This is a genomic window from Sporosarcina sp. D27 (genome assembly GCF_000586555.1).
In the GTDB taxonomy this organism is placed as follows: Bacteria; Bacillota; Bacilli; order Bacillales_A; family Planococcaceae; genus Sporosarcina.
This window is the reverse complement of sequence record NZ_AZUC01000046.1, coordinates 347,953-370,095: the sequence shown is the minus strand read 5'-3', so window position 1 is coordinate 370,095 and position 22,143 is coordinate 347,953. Positions and strand designations below refer to the sequence as shown.

At 39.6% G+C, this 22,143-nt stretch carries 11 protein-coding genes; 9 read left to right on the top strand and 2 right to left on the bottom strand.

The window, feature by feature from the left end; genetic code table 11:
* Positions 1 to 2 precede the first annotated feature (2 nt).
* Positions 3 to 1,799 carry an adenylate/guanylate cyclase domain-containing protein gene (locus N693_RS0110140; protein WP_025784668.1) on the top strand — a complete coding sequence of 599 codons (1,797 nt, stop codon included), beginning with the start codon at positions 3 to 5 and terminating at the stop codon, positions 1,797 to 1,799.
* A gap of 98 nt (positions 1,800 to 1,897) precedes the next feature.
* Entirely contained in the window at positions 1,898 to 2,635 is a 738-nt protein-coding gene (locus N693_RS19675; protein WP_025784667.1) for a DUF4309 domain-containing protein, read from the top strand.
* 35 nt (positions 2,636 to 2,670) lie between these two features.
* Here the strand turns inward: N693_RS19675 and N693_RS0110130 are convergent, their stop codons facing one another.
* Positions 2,671 to 3,327, bottom strand: coding sequence for a TetR/AcrR family transcriptional regulator (locus N693_RS0110130; protein WP_025784666.1), 657 nt, complete (start codon positions 3,325 to 3,327; stop codon positions 2,671 to 2,673).
* Between the two features lie 248 nt (positions 3,328 to 3,575).
* On the opposite strand from N693_RS0110130, the gene N693_RS0110125 reads away from it, so the two are divergent.
* From N693_RS0110125 to N693_RS0110100, 6 genes are all read left to right on the top strand, one after another.
* A complete protein-coding gene (locus N693_RS0110125; RefSeq protein ID WP_025784665.1) occupies positions 3,576 to 5,090 on the top strand; it encodes a BCCT family transporter in 1,515 nt (504 codons plus the stop codon).
* 15 nt (positions 5,091 to 5,105) lie between these two features.
* Entirely contained in the window at positions 5,106 to 7,151 is a 2,046-nt protein-coding gene (locus tag N693_RS0110120; RefSeq protein ID WP_025784664.1) for a CocE/NonD family hydrolase, read from the top strand.
* 896 nt (positions 7,152 to 8,047) lie between these two features.
* Complete coding sequence (locus N693_RS0110115; protein ID WP_037593104.1) at positions 8,048 to 9,877, top strand: sensor histidine kinase; 1,830 nt, start codon at positions 8,048 to 8,050, stop codon at positions 9,875 to 9,877.
* A complete protein-coding gene (locus N693_RS0110110) occupies positions 9,852 to 10,481 on the top strand; it encodes a response regulator transcription factor (protein ID WP_025784662.1) in 630 nt (209 codons plus the stop codon). Before N693_RS0110115 ends, N693_RS0110110 begins: the two co-directional genes overlap by 26 nt.
* Positions 10,482 to 11,111: 630 nt before the next feature.
* Positions 11,112 to 15,422 carry a S8 family serine peptidase gene (locus tag N693_RS0110105; protein WP_025784661.1) on the top strand — a complete coding sequence of 1,437 codons (4,311 nt, stop codon included), beginning with the start codon at positions 11,112 to 11,114 and terminating at the stop codon, positions 15,420 to 15,422.
* A gap of 214 nt (positions 15,423 to 15,636) precedes the next feature.
* A complete protein-coding gene (locus N693_RS0110100; RefSeq protein ID WP_025784660.1) occupies positions 15,637 to 16,266 on the top strand; it encodes a response regulator transcription factor in 630 nt (209 codons plus the stop codon).
* A gap of 644 nt (positions 16,267 to 16,910) precedes the next feature.
* Here the strand turns inward: N693_RS0110100 and N693_RS0110085 are convergent.
* On the bottom strand, positions 16,911 to 17,876 hold the full coding sequence (locus N693_RS0110085) for a S8 family peptidase (RefSeq protein WP_025784657.1): 966 nt from the start codon (positions 17,874 to 17,876) through the stop codon (positions 16,911 to 16,913).
* Between the two features lie 1,951 nt (positions 17,877 to 19,827).
* Between N693_RS0110085 and N693_RS0110080 the strand changes: the two genes are divergently transcribed.
* Positions 19,828 to 21,627: a DNA/RNA non-specific endonuclease gene (locus N693_RS0110080; protein ID WP_025784656.1), complete on the top strand. Its 1,800-nt coding sequence runs from the start codon at positions 19,828 to 19,830 to the stop codon at positions 21,625 to 21,627.
* Positions 21,628 to 22,143 lie beyond the last annotated feature (516 nt).

The window sequence follows — 22,143 nt, the reverse complement described above, 5'->3', positions numbered from 1 at the left end:
AAGTGTTAAAAACTATTTCTATAGAAGAAACTCGTCTAGTTAAATTGCCACTTGAAGAAGTGTGGGGGCTAGTTTCAGATACCAATCGCTTAAACCAATACATCGGATTGTTTCCAGTCGAGTTTACGCCGTTTACGATTAGGACCCAACAGCTCATTCGAAAAGCAAAAGGAAAAGCTTATGGATTGATAGATGTTGAGTGGGATGAAAACGTTTTTGAGTGGGTGCGCGAATCATTTTACACAGTAGAACGCAATTATACGAAGGGGCCAGTGGAACGCGTAATTTGGAAAGTGTCAGTTACGAAAGTGGACGAGCAAGAAACGAAGTTGACACTTAAAGGATTGTTTGAGTATCGCTCTCTTTTAGGGAAAGTGGCATTAAAAAAAGGAATTATTCCTCAACTTCTTCATACATTTACTTATGTCGAAGACGCTGCGGCGACAAAGGAGCATATGCCAACAGCAAGAGAACAGAAAGCCATTCAAATAGAAGAACGTGTTTTACTTGATGCAGAGCACCACTTGAACGAATTATCTCTTGATCAGGCACTTGTCAAAGCGCTCATTCGAACCATTCGAACAGAGTCAGATGAAGCTGTGACTTCTATTCAGCCCTATCGATGGGCATTTGAGCATGGATTTACAAAACAACAAGCAGTTCGTCTATTCTTGTTTGCGAGTGAAGCCGGAGTATTGGACTATGAATGGAGTTTGATGTGTCCGAACTGTCGAGTCGCTAAAGATCATGCCTCTGTCTTAAAAGATGTGAAAAAAACGGTGCACTGTGATCTATGCGGTGTGGACTTCAATCTTGATTTCGAAAACTATGTAGAAATGACTTTTCAAGTGAACAGTGCGATTCGAAAAACGAACAAAGCAACGTTTTGCATTAATGGACCAACCAATTCACCACATACTATTGGGCAGTTTCGGATACCTCCTCAAACGACGACGCATGTACCGTGGACTAGTACTCCTAAGAATATGCAAGTTCGAGTGGTGAAGCATAATTTCAAAGTTCCATTTACCTATCAACCCAATATTGAATTCTCTAAAATACATATACATCCGAATGGTATTGTTGAACAATTTCTCATGCAAAGTTCGGACATTTCAATTGTTAACACGAGTGATGAAGAATATATTGTGACATTTGAAGAGACGAAGTGGGATGAATATGCGCTGACAGCACGTGAAGTAACCTCCCTTCAGTTGTTCCGGGATTTGCTGCCCGCAGAAGTTCTTGCGCCAGGCATGCAAATCGGGGTAGGAAAGCTGACCATTCTCTTTACTGATCTGAAGGATTCAACTCAGTTATATGAACGGGTTGGGGATGCTAGCGCATATAGTGATGTCCAAAAACATTTCACCTCACTTGGCAATCTAATTCGTTCCCATGATGGAACAATTGTAAAAACAATAGGCGATTCGATTATGGCGGCATTCTCTTCTAACATTCATGCGTTGGAAGCAGCGCTTGACATCCAATCCTCTGTGTCGTCCCTAAACAAACTGTTGAATAATCCAGTCTCAATCAAGATAGGTTTGCATGAGGGTCCTGTGATAGCAGTCAATGCAAATGGCGTGCTAGATTACTTTGGTAGAACTGTAAACATGGCAGCGCGTGTTCAACAACAGAGTACCGGGGGAGACGTTGTGTTGGAAAAGAAACTTTTCGATGAGCTGGAGGTCAAGGCGGATTTAAGGATGGTAACGGAATTCACAACACAACTACATGGAATGGCATCACCTATTCAATTGGTCAGATTGAATCCTATACTTGGAGACGTAGATTGAAAGAGCTATTTTAGCTCTTTTTTTTCGTTTTAACGTGTATTTGAAAGTGAACAGGGAAAATAAGAAAGAAACATCCATATATAGGAGGGAGAATGATTATGAAAAAAAATTGGATGCTACTCACTATATTGCTGTCTGGCGGTCTAGCTGCCTGTTCTGCATCTCCTACGGACGAAACAACCAATTCAACCCAACAGGAAATGGACGATTCTGCTCAAAATGAAACAGATGGGACCACTGATGGTCAAAATCATGAAGAAGATCAGACTTCCAATAACGAACAGTCCCAGTCAGATGAAACGCAAGATTCACAGCACAGCGATGAAACATCAGAAGCAAATGAGAACAAAGATTCATCTAGCCAAAGCACTGGCGATGATCCAATTGATAAAGAGCAAAAGAAAATGGCAATCGACACATTAAATGACTTGGTTTCAGATGGGAAGAAAGGGAAAGTATATCATTTAAGTGATAACTTTTATGTGGGCAAAACCACTCAAACTGACGTCTATAACACCATCGGAAAGCCTGAACGGCAAGACACATTTGATCGGTATACCGGGTCAATGGGGCAAGCATCCTATGATCTCAGATATAACGAAAAAGGTCTATTAGTTGAAGCACGTTACCTTGGAACGAATGTTGAAAGACAAACAAATTTAGGTGGCATCAGTTCAAAAGATTTAGTAGAGCAATTGGGTGAACCAGATGAACAACGGACACTGAAAGAATCCCATCAAACTAGTTATATATATGAATTAGGAAACTACGAAATCCAGTTCGTCATGACTGAGAAAGACAAAACAGACCATGTCAACTTGTTGTTAGTATCTTAAAAAAAGCCATGCGGGGATCCGCATGGCTTTAATATTTATTCGGACTTTAACCGATTGATAATCTCTGTTACATAGAACATGGTCCGACTTGCTGCTTCATCAGGTGTTGCTTCGATCCGATTATTAAGAAAATTAATGAGCATCCCTTGCCAAATTAAAATAGTGACTTCATTGAGTGATTCAATCTTTTCTAGATCTATACTCCCTTGTTCCACAGCTCTTTTCAAGATGGGATTTCCTCTTTTTACAACATTCTGTTCAAGTAAGCTCATTCTGATTTCTTCAGGAATATCCACTAAGTCCGCTGGATAGAACTCATAGTATTTTTCTAACAAATGATCGGTGTTATCCCCTAAATCACGGATGAAAACAGAGTGGAAGATATCTGGTTGTTTAAACGAATATTCACAAAAACATTCCCAAGCAGTTACATATTGATCTAAGGCACAAGATTCCTCATTCATGCGTCTCGTCACTTCAACCGTATACTCCTTCATCAATCTCATCGATGCGAAAAACAGCAAGTGTGAGAACTCGTCGAAGTAATTGTAAATGGTTGCACTATTATAACCAGCACGGTCTGCAACCTTGCGGATTGTAACGGCTCTTGCACCTTCTTCTTCAATGATTTCAGTGGCGGCCTCGACAAAGTACTTCCACATTCTACTCTTTTGAAGCTTTTTTTTATCCAAATAAAGCGCCTCGCTTTTCTCGTATATCAGTAATTGTTCAATACTACCAGTCTAGCTCAATATACTTGTACTAGCGAATTTATTCTGATAGTATAAACACGTTCACAAGATAATCATGATTATAAATCATGTGAGAAGATTTCGCAATTCATATCGATTACACAAAGTTTGTTGAATTATAGTTGGATTGTGTTATTTGAAAGCGTTATCAAAGTTGCGTTTGTGAAACAACAATAGGGGGTTGAAAGATGCAAAAAGCGAAATTAGATCCTTTCGTCTTTTGGACGTCAATGGTATTCATTTTACTGGCAACTGTGTTGCTTGTAGTTTTTAGAGAAAGTGCTGAACCTGTACTGGACGATGTCATGACGTTCATTACATTTAAAATGGACTGGGCATTCCAATTTTTAACTTTTGGGCTATTTGTATTTTTGATATGGCTGGCGTTTAGTAAATTTGGACGAATTAAATTAGGGGAGGGGAAACCTGAGTTCTCTAGTTTTAGTTGGGGTGCTATGCTATTTACAGCCGGAATGGGGACTAGCATCATGTATTGGTCCATGATTGAACCCATTTCCTACTTTTCAGGTCCTCCATTTGGAATAGAACCAGGAACAAATGAGGCAGCAGAATGGTCGCTTACATATGGCTTGTTCCATTGGGGAATTTCGGCATGGTCTCTTTATGCATTTCCGACTGTAGTGATCGCATATTCCTACTTCGTGAAGAAGCGTCCATCGCTTAAAATTAGTACAGCTCTTAGCGGTGCACTTGGTAAATATGCAGATGGATGGGTTGCGAAACTTATTGACGTACTTGTTATATGGAGTTTAGTCGGTGGGCTCGGAACTTCTTTAGGACTTGGTGTACCGATGGTCTCTGCAGTTGTCGGATCGATACTATCAATTGAACCGTCTCTTGGAATGGATGCAGTTATCGTCATACTCATTACAATTATCTACTCTGCCAGCGCCTTTTTAGGCTTGCAAAAAGGGATTCGAAGACTAAGTGATATCAATATTTACTTAGCGGTCGCCCTTGCTCTCTTTGTTTTCATCGCAGGACCTACTTCGTTTATACTCACGTATTTTTCGAACAGTTTTGGAATGATGCTTCAAAACTTCACATTTTTGAGTTTCCACACAGATCCGATATCCAAAGGTGGATTCCCACAAGGTTGGACTGTGTTCTATTGGGCTTGGTTTTCTGCAACCGCTATGTTTATGGGATTATTCGTCGCAAGGATTTCCAAAGGGCGTACGTTGCGTGAACTGATCACCCACATGTTATTGTGGGGGTCAATCGGAGGTTGGATCTATTTCATGGTCTTCGGTGGATACTCTATGAATCTGCAACTACAAGGAATTACCGATGTTGCGAAAACGCTCTCTGAACAGGGTGGACCGGCAGCTGTTGTTGAAATCCTTCGTTCTCTACCGTTGGACATCCTTGTATTGCCGTTCTTTGTTATTGTTGGTGTTGTTTTCTTGTCAACATCCATGGATTCCGCGACTTATATTTTAGCGGCCGTTGCGACGAAAGAATTACAGCCTGGTGAAGATCCTGCCCGTTGGCACCGAATGATCTGGGGCGCTATTCTTGCAGTACTTTCAATCTCGTTGTTGCTAGTAGGAGGTCTACGTGTCATACAGACCTCAGCAGTCGTAGTAGCAGTTCCCATCTTCATTATCTATATTTTGCTTCTCGTTTCACTTGTAAGATGGTTGCGCGAAGATTTTCCAAATGAAACCCTAAACAAATAATTGGAGGCATTTCTCATGGTATTTAACGTAAGAGAAACAAATCGTACAATCCGCACGACATTCCCCAAAAAAACTAGAGAATTATCGAACGTAATGATTCCACTTTCAGACGGCACACAATTAGCTGCACACATTTGGCTACCAGAAGATGCAGAAACAACACAAGTACCAGCAGTTCTTGAGTACTTGCCGTACCGTAAAAACGAATTTACCGCTCTGCGTGATTCACTACGTCATCCATACTTTGCAGGGCATGGATATGCGAGCATCCGGGTCGATATCCGAGGAACTGGAGATTCAGACGGCATTTTGTATGATGAATACTTAAAGCAAGAGCAAGATGATGCTCTGGAAATATTGGATTGGATTGCAAACCAACCATGGTCAACAGGTAGTGTTGGAATGATCGGTAAATCATGGGGTGGCTTCAATGGACTCCAAATCGCAGCGCGTCAACATCCAGCACTAAAAGCAATCATCACTTTGTGTTCTACAGATGATCGCTATGCAGATGACGTCCACTACAAAGGGGGTGCAATGCTTGCATCAGATATGCTTTGGTGGGCTAGTACGATGTTTGCATACAATGCACGTCCACAGTTTCCAGAAGTTCGGGGCGAGTCGTGGAGACAAAATTGGTTGGAGCGCATGGAACTGACTCCTCCATATGCAGAAGAATGGGTTCGCCACCAGCGCTACGACGCGTATTGGAAACACGGTTCTGTCATCGAAAATTATGATGATGTAACAATTCCAGTCTTTGCAGTTGGCGGCTGGGCAGATGGCTATACGAATGCGATTCCAAGATTATTAACAGGTTTAAAGGGGCCGAAAAAAGGTCTAATAGGTCCGTGGGCACACGAGTATCCTGAAATGGCGGTACCAGGTCCACAAATCGGATTCTTACAAGAAGCGGTCCGTTGGTGGGATGAATGGCTAAAAGACGAACGGACAGGTATCATGGATGAGCCAATGGTTCGCGTTTATATGCAAGATAGCGTTCCACCTCAAACAGAGTATTTATATCGTCCAGGACACTGGGTGGCAGAAGAACAATGGCCACCTGCTAATGTTGAAGAAAAGCAGATGTTCTTAAATGGAAAAAAATTGAGTGAAACAGCAGAAAGGAAAGAAGTAATCGTTTCGTCCGTTCAGCAACACGGATTGTATGCAGGTGTTTTTTGTCCATTTGGCCAGCCAGGGGACCTACCAGCAGATCAGCGAATTGAAAATGGCATGGCAGTAGTGTTCGATGCAGAACCAGCCGAAAAAGACGAACCCATTCTAGGTGAACCTGAATTCCGTTGCAGAATTACATCAGATAAAAAAGCTGGACATCTAGTTGTCCGACTAAATGATGTTGCGCCTGACGGTTCTTCGACGCGCATCACTTGGGGGGTGTTAAATCTTACACACCGCGATAGCGATGAGAACGCAAGTTATTTAGAACCAGGAAAACCTTACGACATAACCGTGAAGATGAATGTCATCGGTCATACGTTGCAAAAAGGTCACCATTGGCAACTTGCTGTTTCACCGAACTATTGGCCACACATTTGGCCGTTCCCTGAAGCGGTTACCTTCACAGTTGAAACAGGAGAAGAAACATCACTAGTCTTGCCATTTAGAAATCCTACAGATATGGATAAGACGTTAAAACCTTTTGCTCAAGCGGAAACAGCGGAAGTACTAGAGAAGGACATTTTGCGTGAAGCAGGTCGCACACGAGAAGTGAAGCAAGATGCAGCAACTGGAGTCTGGACGTTAGATGACTTTTCAGATGAAGGCAAGCGTAAATTGCATAGCAATGGACTCGAATACGGAAGCACCAATCGAAATGTCTATACCATAAGAGAAAATGATCCACTCAGTGCGCGCGTAGAATGCGATTGGACGTTAAGTGTCGGGAAAGATGAGTGGCAGACATACTTGGAAACAAAGAGTACGATGACTGCGGATGAAACGCATTACTACCTTATGAACGAATTGAAAGCATGGGAAAACGATAAGGAAGTGTTCCACAAGAAGTGGGAAGAAAAGATTGAACGCGATTTCACCTGATGTAACATTCGCGTAAAAGTGTATTACCAAGGAAGCTGTCGAGGGATTCAGTGAAAACTGTTTGCCTCTGAAGCTTCTTTTTTTGTGTGGATGGGTTGTTATAGCGAATAATTCAAAGGGGAATCTTGAGAATAAGAAAATAATACTCTTAGAGCTCCATATGTGCTCATAAATCATATGAAACGCTCATAAATTTCAAAATGTGCTCATAAATCTTAAAATCTGATCATAACCTCTGAAAAGTGATCATAAATACCAAAAAGTGCTCATAACTATAGAGAAATGATCATAAACTACAAAAAATCGCTCATAAAGTCCCGCGGTCACAGCATTAGGCATATCCGAACTATAAACTCGCGACCAATTAAAAGGACTTTTCATTAATATAGTAAAAACAATTCAAATAGCACGAGTTTTAACAAGAATACAGTTGATAGTTTTACCACAATTTAAGTGACAAAAAGCACCGTGAACCATGGTGCTTTTTTCATGGATTTAAACTCGAAAAACGTCCAAAAGTTTGATGTTTTATTATCAGAAATAACAGAATTCGCAAGTTGACTCTGTTATAATAAAAGAAAGTTAGGTAAGTCATGTTCTTCAATGAATAGAGACAAATTGAGGTGAAAAATTGGAGCAAATTATAATGATTTAAGATGAAATCAATACTATGAAAATATTATGTAAATACTTGTCAGTTTTAGTATAGCTACATGATTAGAGATATTCGCCCGGAATATCTCTTTGCCTATGAACTAAAACAATCCCATTGTGACTAGTGTGCAGCCAGTGATTGGTTAGTGGTACATTTTCTATTTTGCCAGATAATAATCGGCTGATATTAGATTATTGAAGACAAAGGAGGGCACATTTTGGACAAGATAGGTTCGATTTCGATGAGAGAACGCGTATCCAGTTTTTATATTTATACTATTTGTTTTCTTGGTTTGCTTGCAGTTATCATGTCCATAGTTATGAGTGAATTGCCTTCTACCCCCATAATCCTTGTGCTATTAGCCATATTTATGGGGGTTATTGAGTATTTTCCTATCCGTATTAGCAGGGGGGGAATTACACTTACTCTTACACTCGTGTATCCGATGATTTGGGAGTTTGGGATACATCTAACTGTCATTGTTGCTGTGTGTGTAATGGTAACTACACATTCCCTTCGACGTTTGTCCATGCAAAGGACGCTTTATAATGCTGGTCAATTTGCTATTAGTCTTGTTTTAGGAGCATGGCTTACACGTGAAACCCTATTGATTTTTGGGGCGAATCTACCAATGTTGTATGAGGGATTACTAAGCATACTATTATTCAGCATATTTTTTTGCATCTTCAATGCGCTCTTTTTCGATATTCTAATGGTGCTTCTACCTCAACCTTATCTGCCTGAACAGTGGCATCAGAAAAATATATTAGTGTTGCTCAGTACAAGTTTTTGTTTACTCTACGCCGCTTCTATCTATTTATTAGAACAACAATATAATGAAAAAATGGGTGGAGTTGCTATTCTGTTCTTCTTTTTCCCGCTTGTGGCCATTTGCGTTATCAGCTATTCCTCGAGGCAAACAAGGATTGAAAAAGAACGTTTATATAAACTTTTTTCCATTACAACCGAGTTGAGCCAGGGACTGTCTGCTGGAAACCTAAATCAGATGAAGCAATCACTCGAAGGATTCTTAGGCATACAGGCATATGCTCTATGGGCAAAAGAAGAAGAGAAGTGGAAGCTTCTGCTAAAGGATGGGGCGGTTCATTCTGAATGTTCAATAGATTTTGATTCGAAACTCGATTTCGAACAGATATCCCAAACCTTAGTTATTTCAGATTGGAAAACAGGAATGGCTCCGGGTGATGGAATATTTGAAAATGTCATACGCTCCCTAGTCTACTTGCCACTTACAGTGAATCATGAGTTGGTTGGCATGTTTGTTGTAGGTAAGAGCAGAGCGGCTAGTTTTATTGCCGAAGACATCCAGTCTTTAGCTACGTTTTCCTATCAATTAGGTGGTTTACTCAAAACTCAATCTCTCATCTCCGAGCAAGAAAAACGAATCATTCTAGAAGAGAGAAATCGACTTGCCCATGAAATACACGACGGAATCGCACAAGTATTGGCTGGGGTCATATTTCAAATGGAATCAGCGCAAAAGCAGTCCGCCAATCAATCAGGCAATATGTACCAAGTTGTAGACAACAGCATAAAAAAATTAAGGGAAAGTCTAAGTGATACTCGATTTTCTATTTATGCTTTAAAACCGTATCCTACCCAAAGGTTAGGACTAAAACAAGCCATTGCAAATAAAATTCAAGCCGTTAAACAAGAGCATGATTTGGATATTACCTATCATGAAAAAGGTCGTTCACGAAGACTCAGTACTTCAAAAGAAAAAGCCATCTTCGATACGGTACAGGAAGGGTTACAGAACATTACAAAACATGCGATGGCGGATAAAGTCAACATACATTTAAGTTATCAGCGTGAACACGTGTTTTTAAAGGTGAAGGACAACGGGATTGGTTTCTCTCTGTTTGAATCAATGATAAAAACTAAGCATGAGCCCCATTATGGCATCTTACATATGAACGAACAGGCAGAACAGCTAGGGGCTACCCTTCAGATTGATAGTTCTGTGGGAAATGGTACAGTCATTACATTGCTAATTCCGGACTTAGAAAAGGGAGAGGAATATCATGATTCAAATACTATTAGTGGATGATCATACGGTCTTGCGTGACGGGATTCGGAGTATATTGGATCTTGAATCCGACATTAAAGTTGTAGGCGAAGCGGTTTCAGGGGATGAGGTGTTAAAAAAAGTAGAAGAGTTGCAACCGGATTGCGTGTTGATGGACATCAATTTTCCGGGCAAAAATGGCATTGAGGTAACTTCACTCGTGAAAAGTCAGTATCCGTACTGTCGAGTTCTCATGTTAACGATGTTCGAGCATGATGAATACTTAATGGAAGCACTTCGGGCGGGGGCAGACGGCTATTTATTGAAAGATTCATCATCTGACCAAGTGGTGTCAGCAATTCGGATGGTAGCGCAAGGAGAATCTGTGATTCATCCCCGCATGACGAAAAAGCTGGTTAACTATCATCACCAAGAACTAAGCGAAACGATGCTGTCTGAGCGTGAAAAAGAAGTCCTTCTGGAATTGGTTAAGGGACTTAGTAATAATGAAATTGCTGAAGTCCTATTTATCAGTGACAAAACTGTTAAAATTCATATCAATAAAATCTTCAAGAAGCTGAATGTGAAAAGTCGTACACAAGCAGTTATTTATGCCGTTCGAAATCACCTTGTCCCCTTTTCATAAATGAAAAAAGTGATGAAAACCTTCGTTTACAATGGATCATTTCCGGTCCGCTATCGGTGAATGTATCACGACAATTTTTCCGAAAAGACTGTTGCGAATATTGGCCTGACACTCTCCAACAAACTTCAAGTGAAAAAACGTTACCTTTTAAGAAACATTTGATGACTATTTAAAAAGAGTTGCAAGTGATCGAAGATGTAATTTCGGGCACTTGCAACTCTTTGTCAATTGTGACGATTGTTTGCTTTTAGCAAAGAGGATGCAACTATCCGTGTAAGGTCTACTAGCAAGTGGCACCCCATTAATATAGAAAGAGAATCCATAAAGATGGTCTCTTTCCTAGTAACCTCCATGCTATTCTTACGTCTCATCCGATCCTATCTCTTCTCGCTATATGAATCCTCTAATGTTTAAACAAACAAATATTTTCTGAAATTTTGATATTTCTAGTCATCACAATAGAACTTTAGTTTTAGCATGGCTAGACCTTTGCGTTAGTAAGGTTACTTCCTAAATTCTATATACAGAAAAATCGGACTATGAGAAGATGAAATTAGAACTGGATAACTAGTTTGGAATGCTAGTTTTAGTCAGGGAAATTACAAATAATGTTGAAAAAGGAGATGCGGTATGATGCGGAAGAAGTTCAGTAAAATCATGTCAGGTTCGCTAGCTGTTGGACTATTATTAACGCAAGGAGCTCCAGTTAACGTATTGGCAGAAAGTCCAAAAGAGCTAAAACCAATTAATAATGTAGAAGAAGTTCTAAGGAGCCTAACAGCGGAACAAAGAAAGGCCTTAGAACAATTAGATACGAATGCAACCTTTGTTGTTTCGCCAGATATTGACACGAAAAGTCCAGAATTAGTCAAAGTTATCGTGGAATTTAATCAGGCACCAGCACAAATTGAAGTAATGAAGCAAGCTGTGAAAGGAAAAAAACTATCCCACTCCGCTGCAAAAGAAAAAGTGGAAAAATCTCATAAAACTTTTAAAGCGCATGTGCAATCATTGAAAGTTGAGGCGAATTCGACTGCATATGAAGGCGAAGACATTACCATTACCAGAGAGTATAAAAAGGCCATCAACGGTGTGGCAATGACGTTGCCTGGTTCGGCAGTTGAAGATTTGCTACAATCTGGTGTCGTAAACCAAGTCTATAAAGATTACGAGGTAAAAGTGGACCCACCTACAGAAAAGACAGAAGCTGTTGATCCTAAAATGGCAGATAGTATTCCGTATATTGGCGTAGATAAGCTGCATGCTGAGAATATTAAGGGGAAAGGCATTAAAGTCGGTGTGCTCGATACAGGGATTGACTATAACCATCCAGACTTAAAAGATGCTTATAAAGGCGGATATGATTTTGTTGATGACGATTCAGATCCGATGGAAACGACCTATCAGGATTGGATTGATGCTGGCAAGCCAGAAATGCCAGGTCGTGTGTATTACACGAATCACGGAACACATGTAGCTGGGACGATTGCAGCCCAACAGAAAAATGGTGTGGATTATGCGGTGAAGGGTGTAGCACCAGAAGTAGATTTATATGCATATCGAGTATTAGGCGAATGGGGTGGCGGAGATTCAGCTGGAATCCTTGCTGGTATGGATCAGGCAATTACAGATGGCATGGACGTCATTAATTTATCACTTGGTGCCGCGACAAACAATCCTTTATATGCCACTTCTGTCGCAGTAAACAATGCCATGCTTTCAGGTGTGGTGACCGTCGTTGCTGCAGGAAACTCTGGACCGAAAGAAAAAACGCTAGGTTCTCCAGGAACAGCGGCTCTCGGTATATCAGTAGGGGCAAGCGATGTTTCCATGACTATTCCTACATTTACTGGCAGTGTTTTTACTGAGGAAAATGGTGATTTGCAACCTCGCGATGAAGATCTTATTCAAAAAGAAGAGGTTTCGCCGCTTGTTGGCAAGGGACCTTCACCTAAACTAAAAGGTTCAAATCGTTTTGACAAAGATTTTTCGAAAGAATTAGAAGAAAAGAAGAAGGACATATCTCTAAAAATAGAAGATTTACAACTTCTAGGGAAGGACTTTTCTGACCAATTAGAAGACTTACAAGGAAAATCCCTACCCGTTGTATTTGCTGGACTTGGTAAAACAGATGATTTTACGGGGAAAGACGTCAACGGGAAAATCGCCTTAATCCAACGTGGGGAACTAACCTTCGATGAAAAAATTAAAAATGCCAAAAGCGCTGGAGCTAAAGCTGTCATTGTGTACAACAATGAAGACGGACAAATCTCTAGCTACTTGGGTGATTCAGTTGGTTTAATCCCATCTTTCCGTCTGTCAAAAGAAGACGGTGAAAAGTTGAAGGAGCTAGGTGAGGTTTCTTTCACTTTTAATACCTTAAGTAATACAAAAACAGAAGGCGATCATTTAGCAGATTTCAGTTCACGTGGGCCAGTAGAAGGAAATTATGATATCAAGCCAGATCTAGTCGCTCCAGGTGTGGCCGTATTCTCTACGACGCCGGAATTCATCAATGATCCACAGGACGGTATTAATTACGACAATGCCTATGTTCGTATGTCGGGGACATCGATGGCCTCACCACACGTGGCAGGAGCAGCTGCATTGATTTTACAGGAAAACCCAGAATTCACGCCTTTCGATGTGAAATTAGCACTCATGAATACATCAGATGATTTACAAGGGGATAATTCTGTATACGAAGTGGGCGCAGGACGAATCGATGCCTATCAATCCGTTCATGCAGATACCTCCATCAAAGTATGGGATAAGACACAAAATATCGAGAATGGAAATGTCGTAGAAATTGATGAAGAAACAGGTTCCATTGTATTCGGAAGACATTATAAAAAAGAAGATCAACCCGTTGAAGCAAGTAAAAAAGTGACTGTTCAAAACAATAGCCAGGAAGAAAAATCTTATACTTTAGAAGTAGAGTATCATGGTGAGCGAAAGGGAATTCAAGATGCTGTAAGTAACGGTGTGACAGTAGATGTACCTTCAACGATTACAGTTGGAGGCGGTCAAGTACAAGAACTTCAGCCAAAAATCACGATACCAACTAGCGCTGCTAGTGGAAGATATGAAGGGTATATTCATATAACTAATGCCAATAATCCAGACGAGGTCTATCAAATTCCATTTGCTGTGATGGCGACGGAAAAAGGATTTGACTATGTCACACCATCTAGAAATTCCGTGACAAATACGACAGCCTTCTGGGAACTTAATGACCCACAAATCCTTCTCACAATGATGTTGAACAGTCCTATGACAACAATGGATGTGCTTATTAAAGACAGTGAAACAGGAAAAGCTGTTGGGTTCGTAGGGACAGCGACCCCCAATTTCCCGATAGATAAAAAAGTGTTTCTTTCTGGTGCGTTCAGAGGTACGGTCTTCCCATTTACAGATGATCCGTCTAACCCAATCAGTGATGTTCCTATAAAGCTTCCTGCAGGCGATTATATACTGGAACTGGTTGCTCATGATGAGGATGACAAGTCATATGTTTTCCAAAATCCGCTTATTGTGGATAATACACCACCAGAAGTCAACATGGATATTAAGTCAGGTATAATCGAAGTTAATGATTCAATGTTTACAGTAGAAGATGGCCAAAAAGCATTGTGGATGCACGGAACAGCTAAGGATAAGACAGTAGATCTATTACAATCTAAAGGATTGGACGTCGATCAATCGTCAAACACAATGGCCTACTATACAGGTACCTCTGGGTATATGAAAGGGTTCTTCCCGATCCAAGCGAATGGCGATGTGAAAATAGGAATTGAGGAAAGTGATTTTGCAGCAAAGCCGATGAGACTGTGGTTGAGAACGTGGGATACTGCAACGGCAGTTGGTTACCAAAAGTATTACTTCATGAAAGAAGGAACGGAATATACGACTTCCAGTTATAACAAGAAAGAGATAAAAGCCGGTGATAGCTTTACGATGACACTCAGCCTTAATAATGTGAAGGAGCTTGTCTCGGGAGAATTTAGTGTAGCAATCGACAAACAACTCTTCAAGTTTTCGAATGTGAAGCTGAACTCGGCAGTTAAACAATATGCAAAGGAAAAAGGCTTGCAGGTATCACTTCATGAGCCGGTTGTGACTGAGAGTCTATACCATAATAATGTGAAAATAGGAGCTTCCATTACTGGCAAGGCATTCAATGGACTTGATGGAGATATGCCGTTCCTCGATGTAACGAGTAAAGTAATTAATGATGAAGTTTACGAAAATGAAATTCGAGGATTTGAGGTAGAGGGAGGGTCTTATAAGAAATCTGGACAAACTGAAGCAACTGATATTCCTTTTTACGGCACTGAAGATCTTAAATTGATTTCTAAACATACTCAGTTGATAGGAAGCATCTCACCGGAAGGATTTTTGATAGGTAAACCAGGTTATGAATATTTGAAGAAATCGGATTATTCAAAAATAGGAGCGAAAGTATACGCACTCTCCAGAAGTGGTAAAAAATATCCAGGGACGATTACGGAAAGAGGAGCTTTCACGGTTAATGATATTCCGGCTTCTGATCAAGTATATACAGCTGTTTTCGAAGTTCCGGGACATCTTAAAGTGATGAAGAAATTCGTTCCTGGCTATCATGATGAAAATGGTGAGCTACGTGGACAATTTTTAAGAATTGGTCAGAGAAACCTTTCAGGAGATATTAATGGAGACAAAATGGTTGATATTCTCGATATCCAAAGTGTCGTGGATGCATACGGGACGAAGGATACTTCCATTGTGAAGCAAGATATCAATCAAGATGGTGTGGTAGACGAGTCGGACGTTCGTTTGATTGAAAAAAACTTCCTAGAGAAGGGACCTGACGCACCTGCCAACAAGCAACCTAAAGAAAAAATTGGCAAGAGAGGGCTGGAATACTTCCTACGCCTGATCGGTCTTGAGGTGAATGAATAACTACATCAGTGAACCCAATAAAAGTAGAGGGTACAAAGGATAAACTAAAGGAATACAGAAATAGGTCACAAAAGAAGATGATTTCTGTATTCTGGATTTATCCTCTTAAGTAAACGGTCATAAAAAAGTGTTTGTTAAGTAGCCTTAGACCTGCATTCTTGAGGGCTAAGGCTATTTATGTTTTTCTGGAGTCATATTTTATTGGGGGATAATCATGATTGGAATATTAATAGTGGATGATCATTCGGTCTTTCGTGATGGAATTCGGAGTATATTGGCACTTGAATCTGATATTCAAGTGGTTGGAGAGGTTGTTTCCGGGGATGAGGTGTTAAAGAAAGTAGGGGAGTTAAAACCGGATTGCATTTTGATGGATATTAACCTTCCTGGGAAAAATGGAATTGAGGTCACATCCCTCGTGAAAAGACAGTATCCGAACTGCCGAGTTCTCGTATTAACGGTGTTTGAAGATGAGGAATATCTAATGGAAGCACTTCGAGCGGGTGCAGATGGCTATTTGTTGAAAGATTCATCATCTGAACAAGTAGTGACAGCCATTCGAATGCTAGAACAAGGAGAAACTGTGATTCATCCTCGCAAGGCGAAAAAGCTGGTAACGTATCATCATCAGGAGACTAACACAACTATGCTGACGAAGCAGGAGAAAGAAGTTCTAGTTGAATTGGTCAAAGGTCTCAGTAATAAAGAAATCTCTGAAGTCCTTTTTATAAGTGACAAGTCTGCTAAAATTCATATCAATAATATCTTTACTAAGCTGAATGTGAAAAGCCGTACACAAGCAATCATTTGTGCTGTTCAACATCAACTCGTGCCCTTTTCTTAGGGGAATTGACTTTATTCAGCGTGGAAACTACATTTGATGAAAAAATCATGCCGAAAACGCTGGAGCAAAAGCTGACATTGTGTACAGGAATATCGACCGGCAGATACCTTCCTACTTGGGCGAGGGAACGAAAGATATCATAATTATTCGCGTGTTCTATTCAGCACAATCTCCATATTTTACATTGTCATTTCATTTATTTGCCGAAGCATGGTATCTTTTGGCACAACGATATTGTATATTGCCGTGTATGGGCTTAGATTAAGGGTCTCTTGATTTAAAATCATTTGGCGCACCACCTATATTTTCTTAATCTAAGCATACAGGATTTGTGTTCATTTTTGAGATTGAAAAAGCGCTTTGAGGAAGGAGTAGATATTAGTGGAGTGGAAGGGAGCGTCTCCGGCGGGAACAGCGCGCAGAAACGCAGTGACGAGGAGATTGAAACCGTGCCTGCGGAACGCGTCTGTCTGGAACGGAAATACACGGCTTTCAACATAAAAAGCGAGAATAGAAACGATTTAAGTTTCCATTCTCGCCATGATATACATAAGAGAACTTTTTCAGTGCCCTCGGAGGAATCCCTGCCGCGTTTTGTGATTATAGGTGACTGAAAAAAGCTAGTGAACTACTATTTATTCAAATCATTGTGAACTCAAAACCACCGCTTTACTTTCCCGCTCAAATATACCAGTCAAATGTTCAAGCACCGTCAAGTAAACTAGCCCGTTCCCTTCAATATTTTGTGAGAAACCTAGTGGAACGGTCCTTTTTATTAGTTGGGCATAGAGTTCTGGCTCTGTAAGTTTTCGATTGAAACTGTTGTTGACCAACCCTTTGATGAGGGCAAGAGCTCCAGAGACATGTGGGGCAGCCATTGAAGTTCCGCTTAATGTAGCAAAATTCCCGTTTAAATACGTAGAAAGAATCTGTTCACCCGGAGCAACTAGATCGACTTCATTATGGGAGTTGGAAAAATCGGAAGGGCTCCGTTCAAGATTTATAGCACCTACACATATGACTTCGTTATAACGGCCTGGAAAGGCGAATTCATCGGTTGAATCGTCGCTATCGCCTTCATTTCCAGCTGCACAAACTACGAGTATATTATTTGCAACCGCTTTTTTTATTGCTTCATGAAGTTCAGGCAAATCAGTTGGACCGCCCAGTGACATGGAAATTATATCCACTTTTTGTTCAATGGCATAGTTGATACCATTGATAATCCAATCGTATTGCCCTGATCCTTTTTTATTCAATACTTTTATAATAAGCAGACTAGCTTCAGGAGCTACTCCAACAACGCCCTCATCGTTCTCCTGTGCGGCAATCGTTCCAGCTACATGAGTGCCATGGCCATTGTAATCGAGGAAAATGTCGGGATTACTTCCATCATCGTCCGTAAAGTTCCGACCGCCTATAATCTGATCTTGTAAATCAGGGTGTCTACTATCGCATCCTGTATCCAGTATAGCAACCGTAATGCCATTTCCTTTTGTTTCCTTCCAAATTGCGGGTGCTTGAATTAATTTCACACCAGGTGGAACTTCATTGGCCGCTGTCATTTGAATAATCACTTCGAATGGAATTACATGAGCAAAATTCTTCACTTTATCCCTCCTCATAGGATTATCGGAAATATTGTTAAAAAGGAACTCATTTGCGTATAGTCACTGGTATAGGGAAATTACTAATTTAGTTGTTTCTATTAATAGTGTTAACTACAAACTAAAACTGAACACTATCAATGTATTGAATTGAAATAAATCTTTTAAACGAAATTTAATTCTTGTAGCAATGACTGAGAAAATAGAAGTCTAGATAGACCAATGCCTCTGGCAAAATATATTGCACATCCGTCGGCAATTCATCATATTATAAAAAATAAAACATAGAATAAATGAGGACTGGGCGGTTAAGCACTCAGTCCTACACTATTAAACTGTGAAACAAAAGCATGACAAATCTTTAAGCACTGTACTACGATGTAAATGGTTGGAAAAAAAGCATTTGACCGAGAAGAAAGAAGTAATTGTCCACATTTCTGCCGATGGGGGGGCGGTTACTCCTTTCGCGATAAAAAAAAGATTGCAGACAACGACACCGACATAAAAGCAATCCATCCACCAGAAAGTGATAGAAGTAAGCTTAGTATTTCGTATGTTGTCATTGGTTTTCACCTCCCTTACTTTGGAAGTGCCCGACAAGCGATCCTGCATTCTTCGTAAATGGACTGAAATCTAGATGCAGTTGCTGTAGGGGGAAGTTATATAGTTCCCCCTACTATTATGTATATGTACAATCAGTATGTATATGCGTAATATTTATAGAAAATTCCGGGGACAAGCCTTCATACTCTGTTAAGGGAAGGTAAATCTCGTTTAATATGATTGTGCTCTTAATTTCAGTTATACTATTTGACTGACATAAAGTCGATCTTCACTTTATATTCAATACCTTCATAATAATTAAACTTTCTGCAGCAACTATTCCAATTACGCCTATATCGTGCTGTTGACATTAAAGGTTCCGTAAACGTGTTTTTCAAACCCACTATAAACTAAGGATAATACAGGGATATCTTCGTGTAAATTATACCACGTTCTGATTATTCAGTCTAATTAATTTATGGGTATATTGAATAATTGATTCTGGAGACTTATTGAAAAGGTATGATATCTAGAACGTAATAACTAGTTTAACCGAAATGAAAAAATAAATTTTCCAACTTATAGTCCAAGTTACATATTAAAATTAATATCGCTTACCTATAAAGTCTTCGCAAATCTTGAAAATGTAATCTGGTACAAAAGAATTGAGTCTAGATTAATCTCAAAATCAATGTCTAAGACTGAAGATATCTAGGTCAACAAGTGCATATATATGAGAGATATTGCACTCCTTCTGGCAATTTACAATATATAAAAACGAGACCTCGTATTTAAAATAAATAAGTGTTTGAAAAATCAGTCATGTAATGATAGAATAATAGATGCAATACTGGTCAATATTACTTATCGTCCATCTATGTAAATAGTTGGATAAAGTGCATTTGGCCGAAAAAGAAAAAGTAATTGTCCACTTGTCTGCCGATGGGGGGGCGGTTACTTTTTTCTTGTTAAGAAAAGATAAAGTACAAGTTTTCACAAATTACGAAGTGAAGATCTACCTCATATAGTAAAGCAAAATGAAAAACGTCTTGGACAATAAAGTGTCCTGACGTTTTTTGTTATTCTTAAACCATTTACTTAAAATTGATTCCCACCTCTATATCACTAATAAGTATAGAAAAAAGTAATGAAAACAGGTTTTGAATAAATTAAGGAATATTATGGATTATTATTAGTTCAAAAATCTTTTGATATCCACTGAAAAAGTAACTTTTGAATAAATTACAGAAATGTTAGAATAGTTTTAATAATACGTGCTCGTAAAATTCAAAAATAAGAATACATGTATAAATTTAGTGTACGTGCCTCACCTGGGGAAGCTCAAACACATTCTAAGTAAATTATCACTTCAACTTGTCTTGCCTGATTTTATAATTTAGGGAGGGTAAACATGTCTATTACAGGATTGGATAAGTTTCAAAGTCTTAATATAAATCTTGTAGATTTGCAACGACAACAAGCATTAAAGCGTTACATCGCTCGTTCTAGTGAACGCGAAAGAATTGCTAGTGAATTGAAAACAAAAAATCCTTTAGAAGTAGATTCTTCCGAAAGAGTCGCACTTCGTAAAGCGATTATTGATCCGCATGATGGACTTGCAATTGAGCGTATTATTGGTCAAGATGATCTATTTCCCATTTCTTATCTTGAAGCTGGTCTAAGGGCGGCCAAATCCGTTTGTAGAATCGAAATCCGTGATAGTGTAGGCAGGGTTCTTGGACATGCTACAGGTTTTCTTGTATCAACATCATTATTACTTACAAATAATCATGTTTTGGAGGACTACGAAACGGCTCAGTACAGTGTCGCACAATTCAACTATGAAGTTGGTCTTGACTCAAAGGAACGTCCAATGAAAACCTTCCGTTTAACACCCAAACGTTTATTTATTACGGATCAGAAGCTGGATTTCACATTAGTCTCGATAGAGGAAGTGTCTGCTGATGGTACAAACGTCAGTGATTTTGGGTTCTTGCCTCTCATCTCACAAACGGGCAAAGGATTGGTTGGTGAATGTGTATCAATTATTCAACATCCATCAGGGGCACCTAAAGCTGTAGCCATTAGAGAGAATCAAATTATGGATGTATTTGATGACTATATTCACTACTCAACAGATACCATGCCTGGATCCTCCGGTTCACCTGTCTATAATGACGAATGGATCGTAATCTCTCTCCACCATGCAGGCGTTCCAAATCCAAAGAACCGGGCTGAATTCATAGCCAATGAAGGCATTCGCATAAGCAGCATTATCCAGTTTGTTGTGGGCCAAGGCGGCAACTTTAGTGATGATCAAAAAATGTTAATGAATGAGATTATAAATGATTGGGAAGTCCACGATCATACTACTGAAGAGATCATAGTTGAGGAGTTAAGCGATTCATGGTATGAAAGTTCGGCCGGGTATGACGTTCAATTTCTTGGTGAAGAATTTGAAGTTCCTCTTCCGGCATTCAGGTTGGATCTTGAACAGGATATTGCCCATTTAAAAGATGGAAGCAGTGTGCTCCATTATACGCATTTTTCAATTGTTATGAGCAAGTCACGCCGTTTAGCCTATTATACGGTGGTGAATATTGACGGCAATCAATTGATGAAGATAGGCCGTAATAACAATTGGTATCTTGATTCCCGAATGGAAGTAGAGTACCAGTGCGGTCCTGAATTATATAAAAATAATTCACTTGATAGGGGACATCTTGTCCGTCGGCGTGATCCTGTTTGGGGAGATTCAGCGGAAAAGGGGAATGCGGATACGTTCCATTTTACAAATTGTGCCCCACAGCACAGTAAGTTGAATCAAAAAAGTTGGCTGGATCTGGAGAATTATATTTTATACAATGCCGAAAACTTGAATCTTAAAGTGACAGTATTTACTGGACCAGTTTTTCGGATAGATGACATTATTTACAGAGGAGTTCAGATACCGGCAGAGTTTTGGAAAATAGCTGTCATTGTTAAGAAAGATGGGAACCTATCTGCAACTGCTTATTTGCAGACTCAAAAAAGTCTTATTGAGGATTTGGAATTTGCTTACGGTGAATATAAAACATATCAAGTACCAATTTTAAAGATTGAAGCAATTACAGGTCTCAATTTTGAAGACTTACGTAATTTCGACCCACTCAATCAATTAGAATCGACAATTGGATATGTCATTAGTGCATCTCAAGATATCAAACTCTGAAGTTTGAACATGCGAAGCATTAAAATTTATCCATTGTTCCTTTAGTAGGAACGACTCTGTCACTAATCAATTGGTGCAGTTGAAGAGGAAAGGTAAATCCTTATATTGAATTTTTTAAACACAATTAAGGTTTTATAAATAATCAGAAGCTTATATTAGAGGAAAGATGACTGCTGATAAAACTCAATACTAACTCATGAACGAATTGAAAGCGTTGGAAAATGATAATGAAGTGTTCCACAAGAAGTGGGAAGATAAGATAGAACGCGATTTCACTTGATGCAACGTTGCATAAATGTGTATTACCATTGAAGCTGTAGAGGAATTCAGTGGAAACTGTTTGCCTCTGCAGCTTCTTTTTTACGGCAGATGGGTTGATATATCGATTAATCCAAAGAGGAAATCCTGCTAAAGAGAAATAAATGCTCTTAGAGCTCCATATGTGCTCGTGTATCATGGGAAAATGCTCATAAATTCCAAGTATGCTCATAAATCTTAAAGTCTGATAATAGCCCC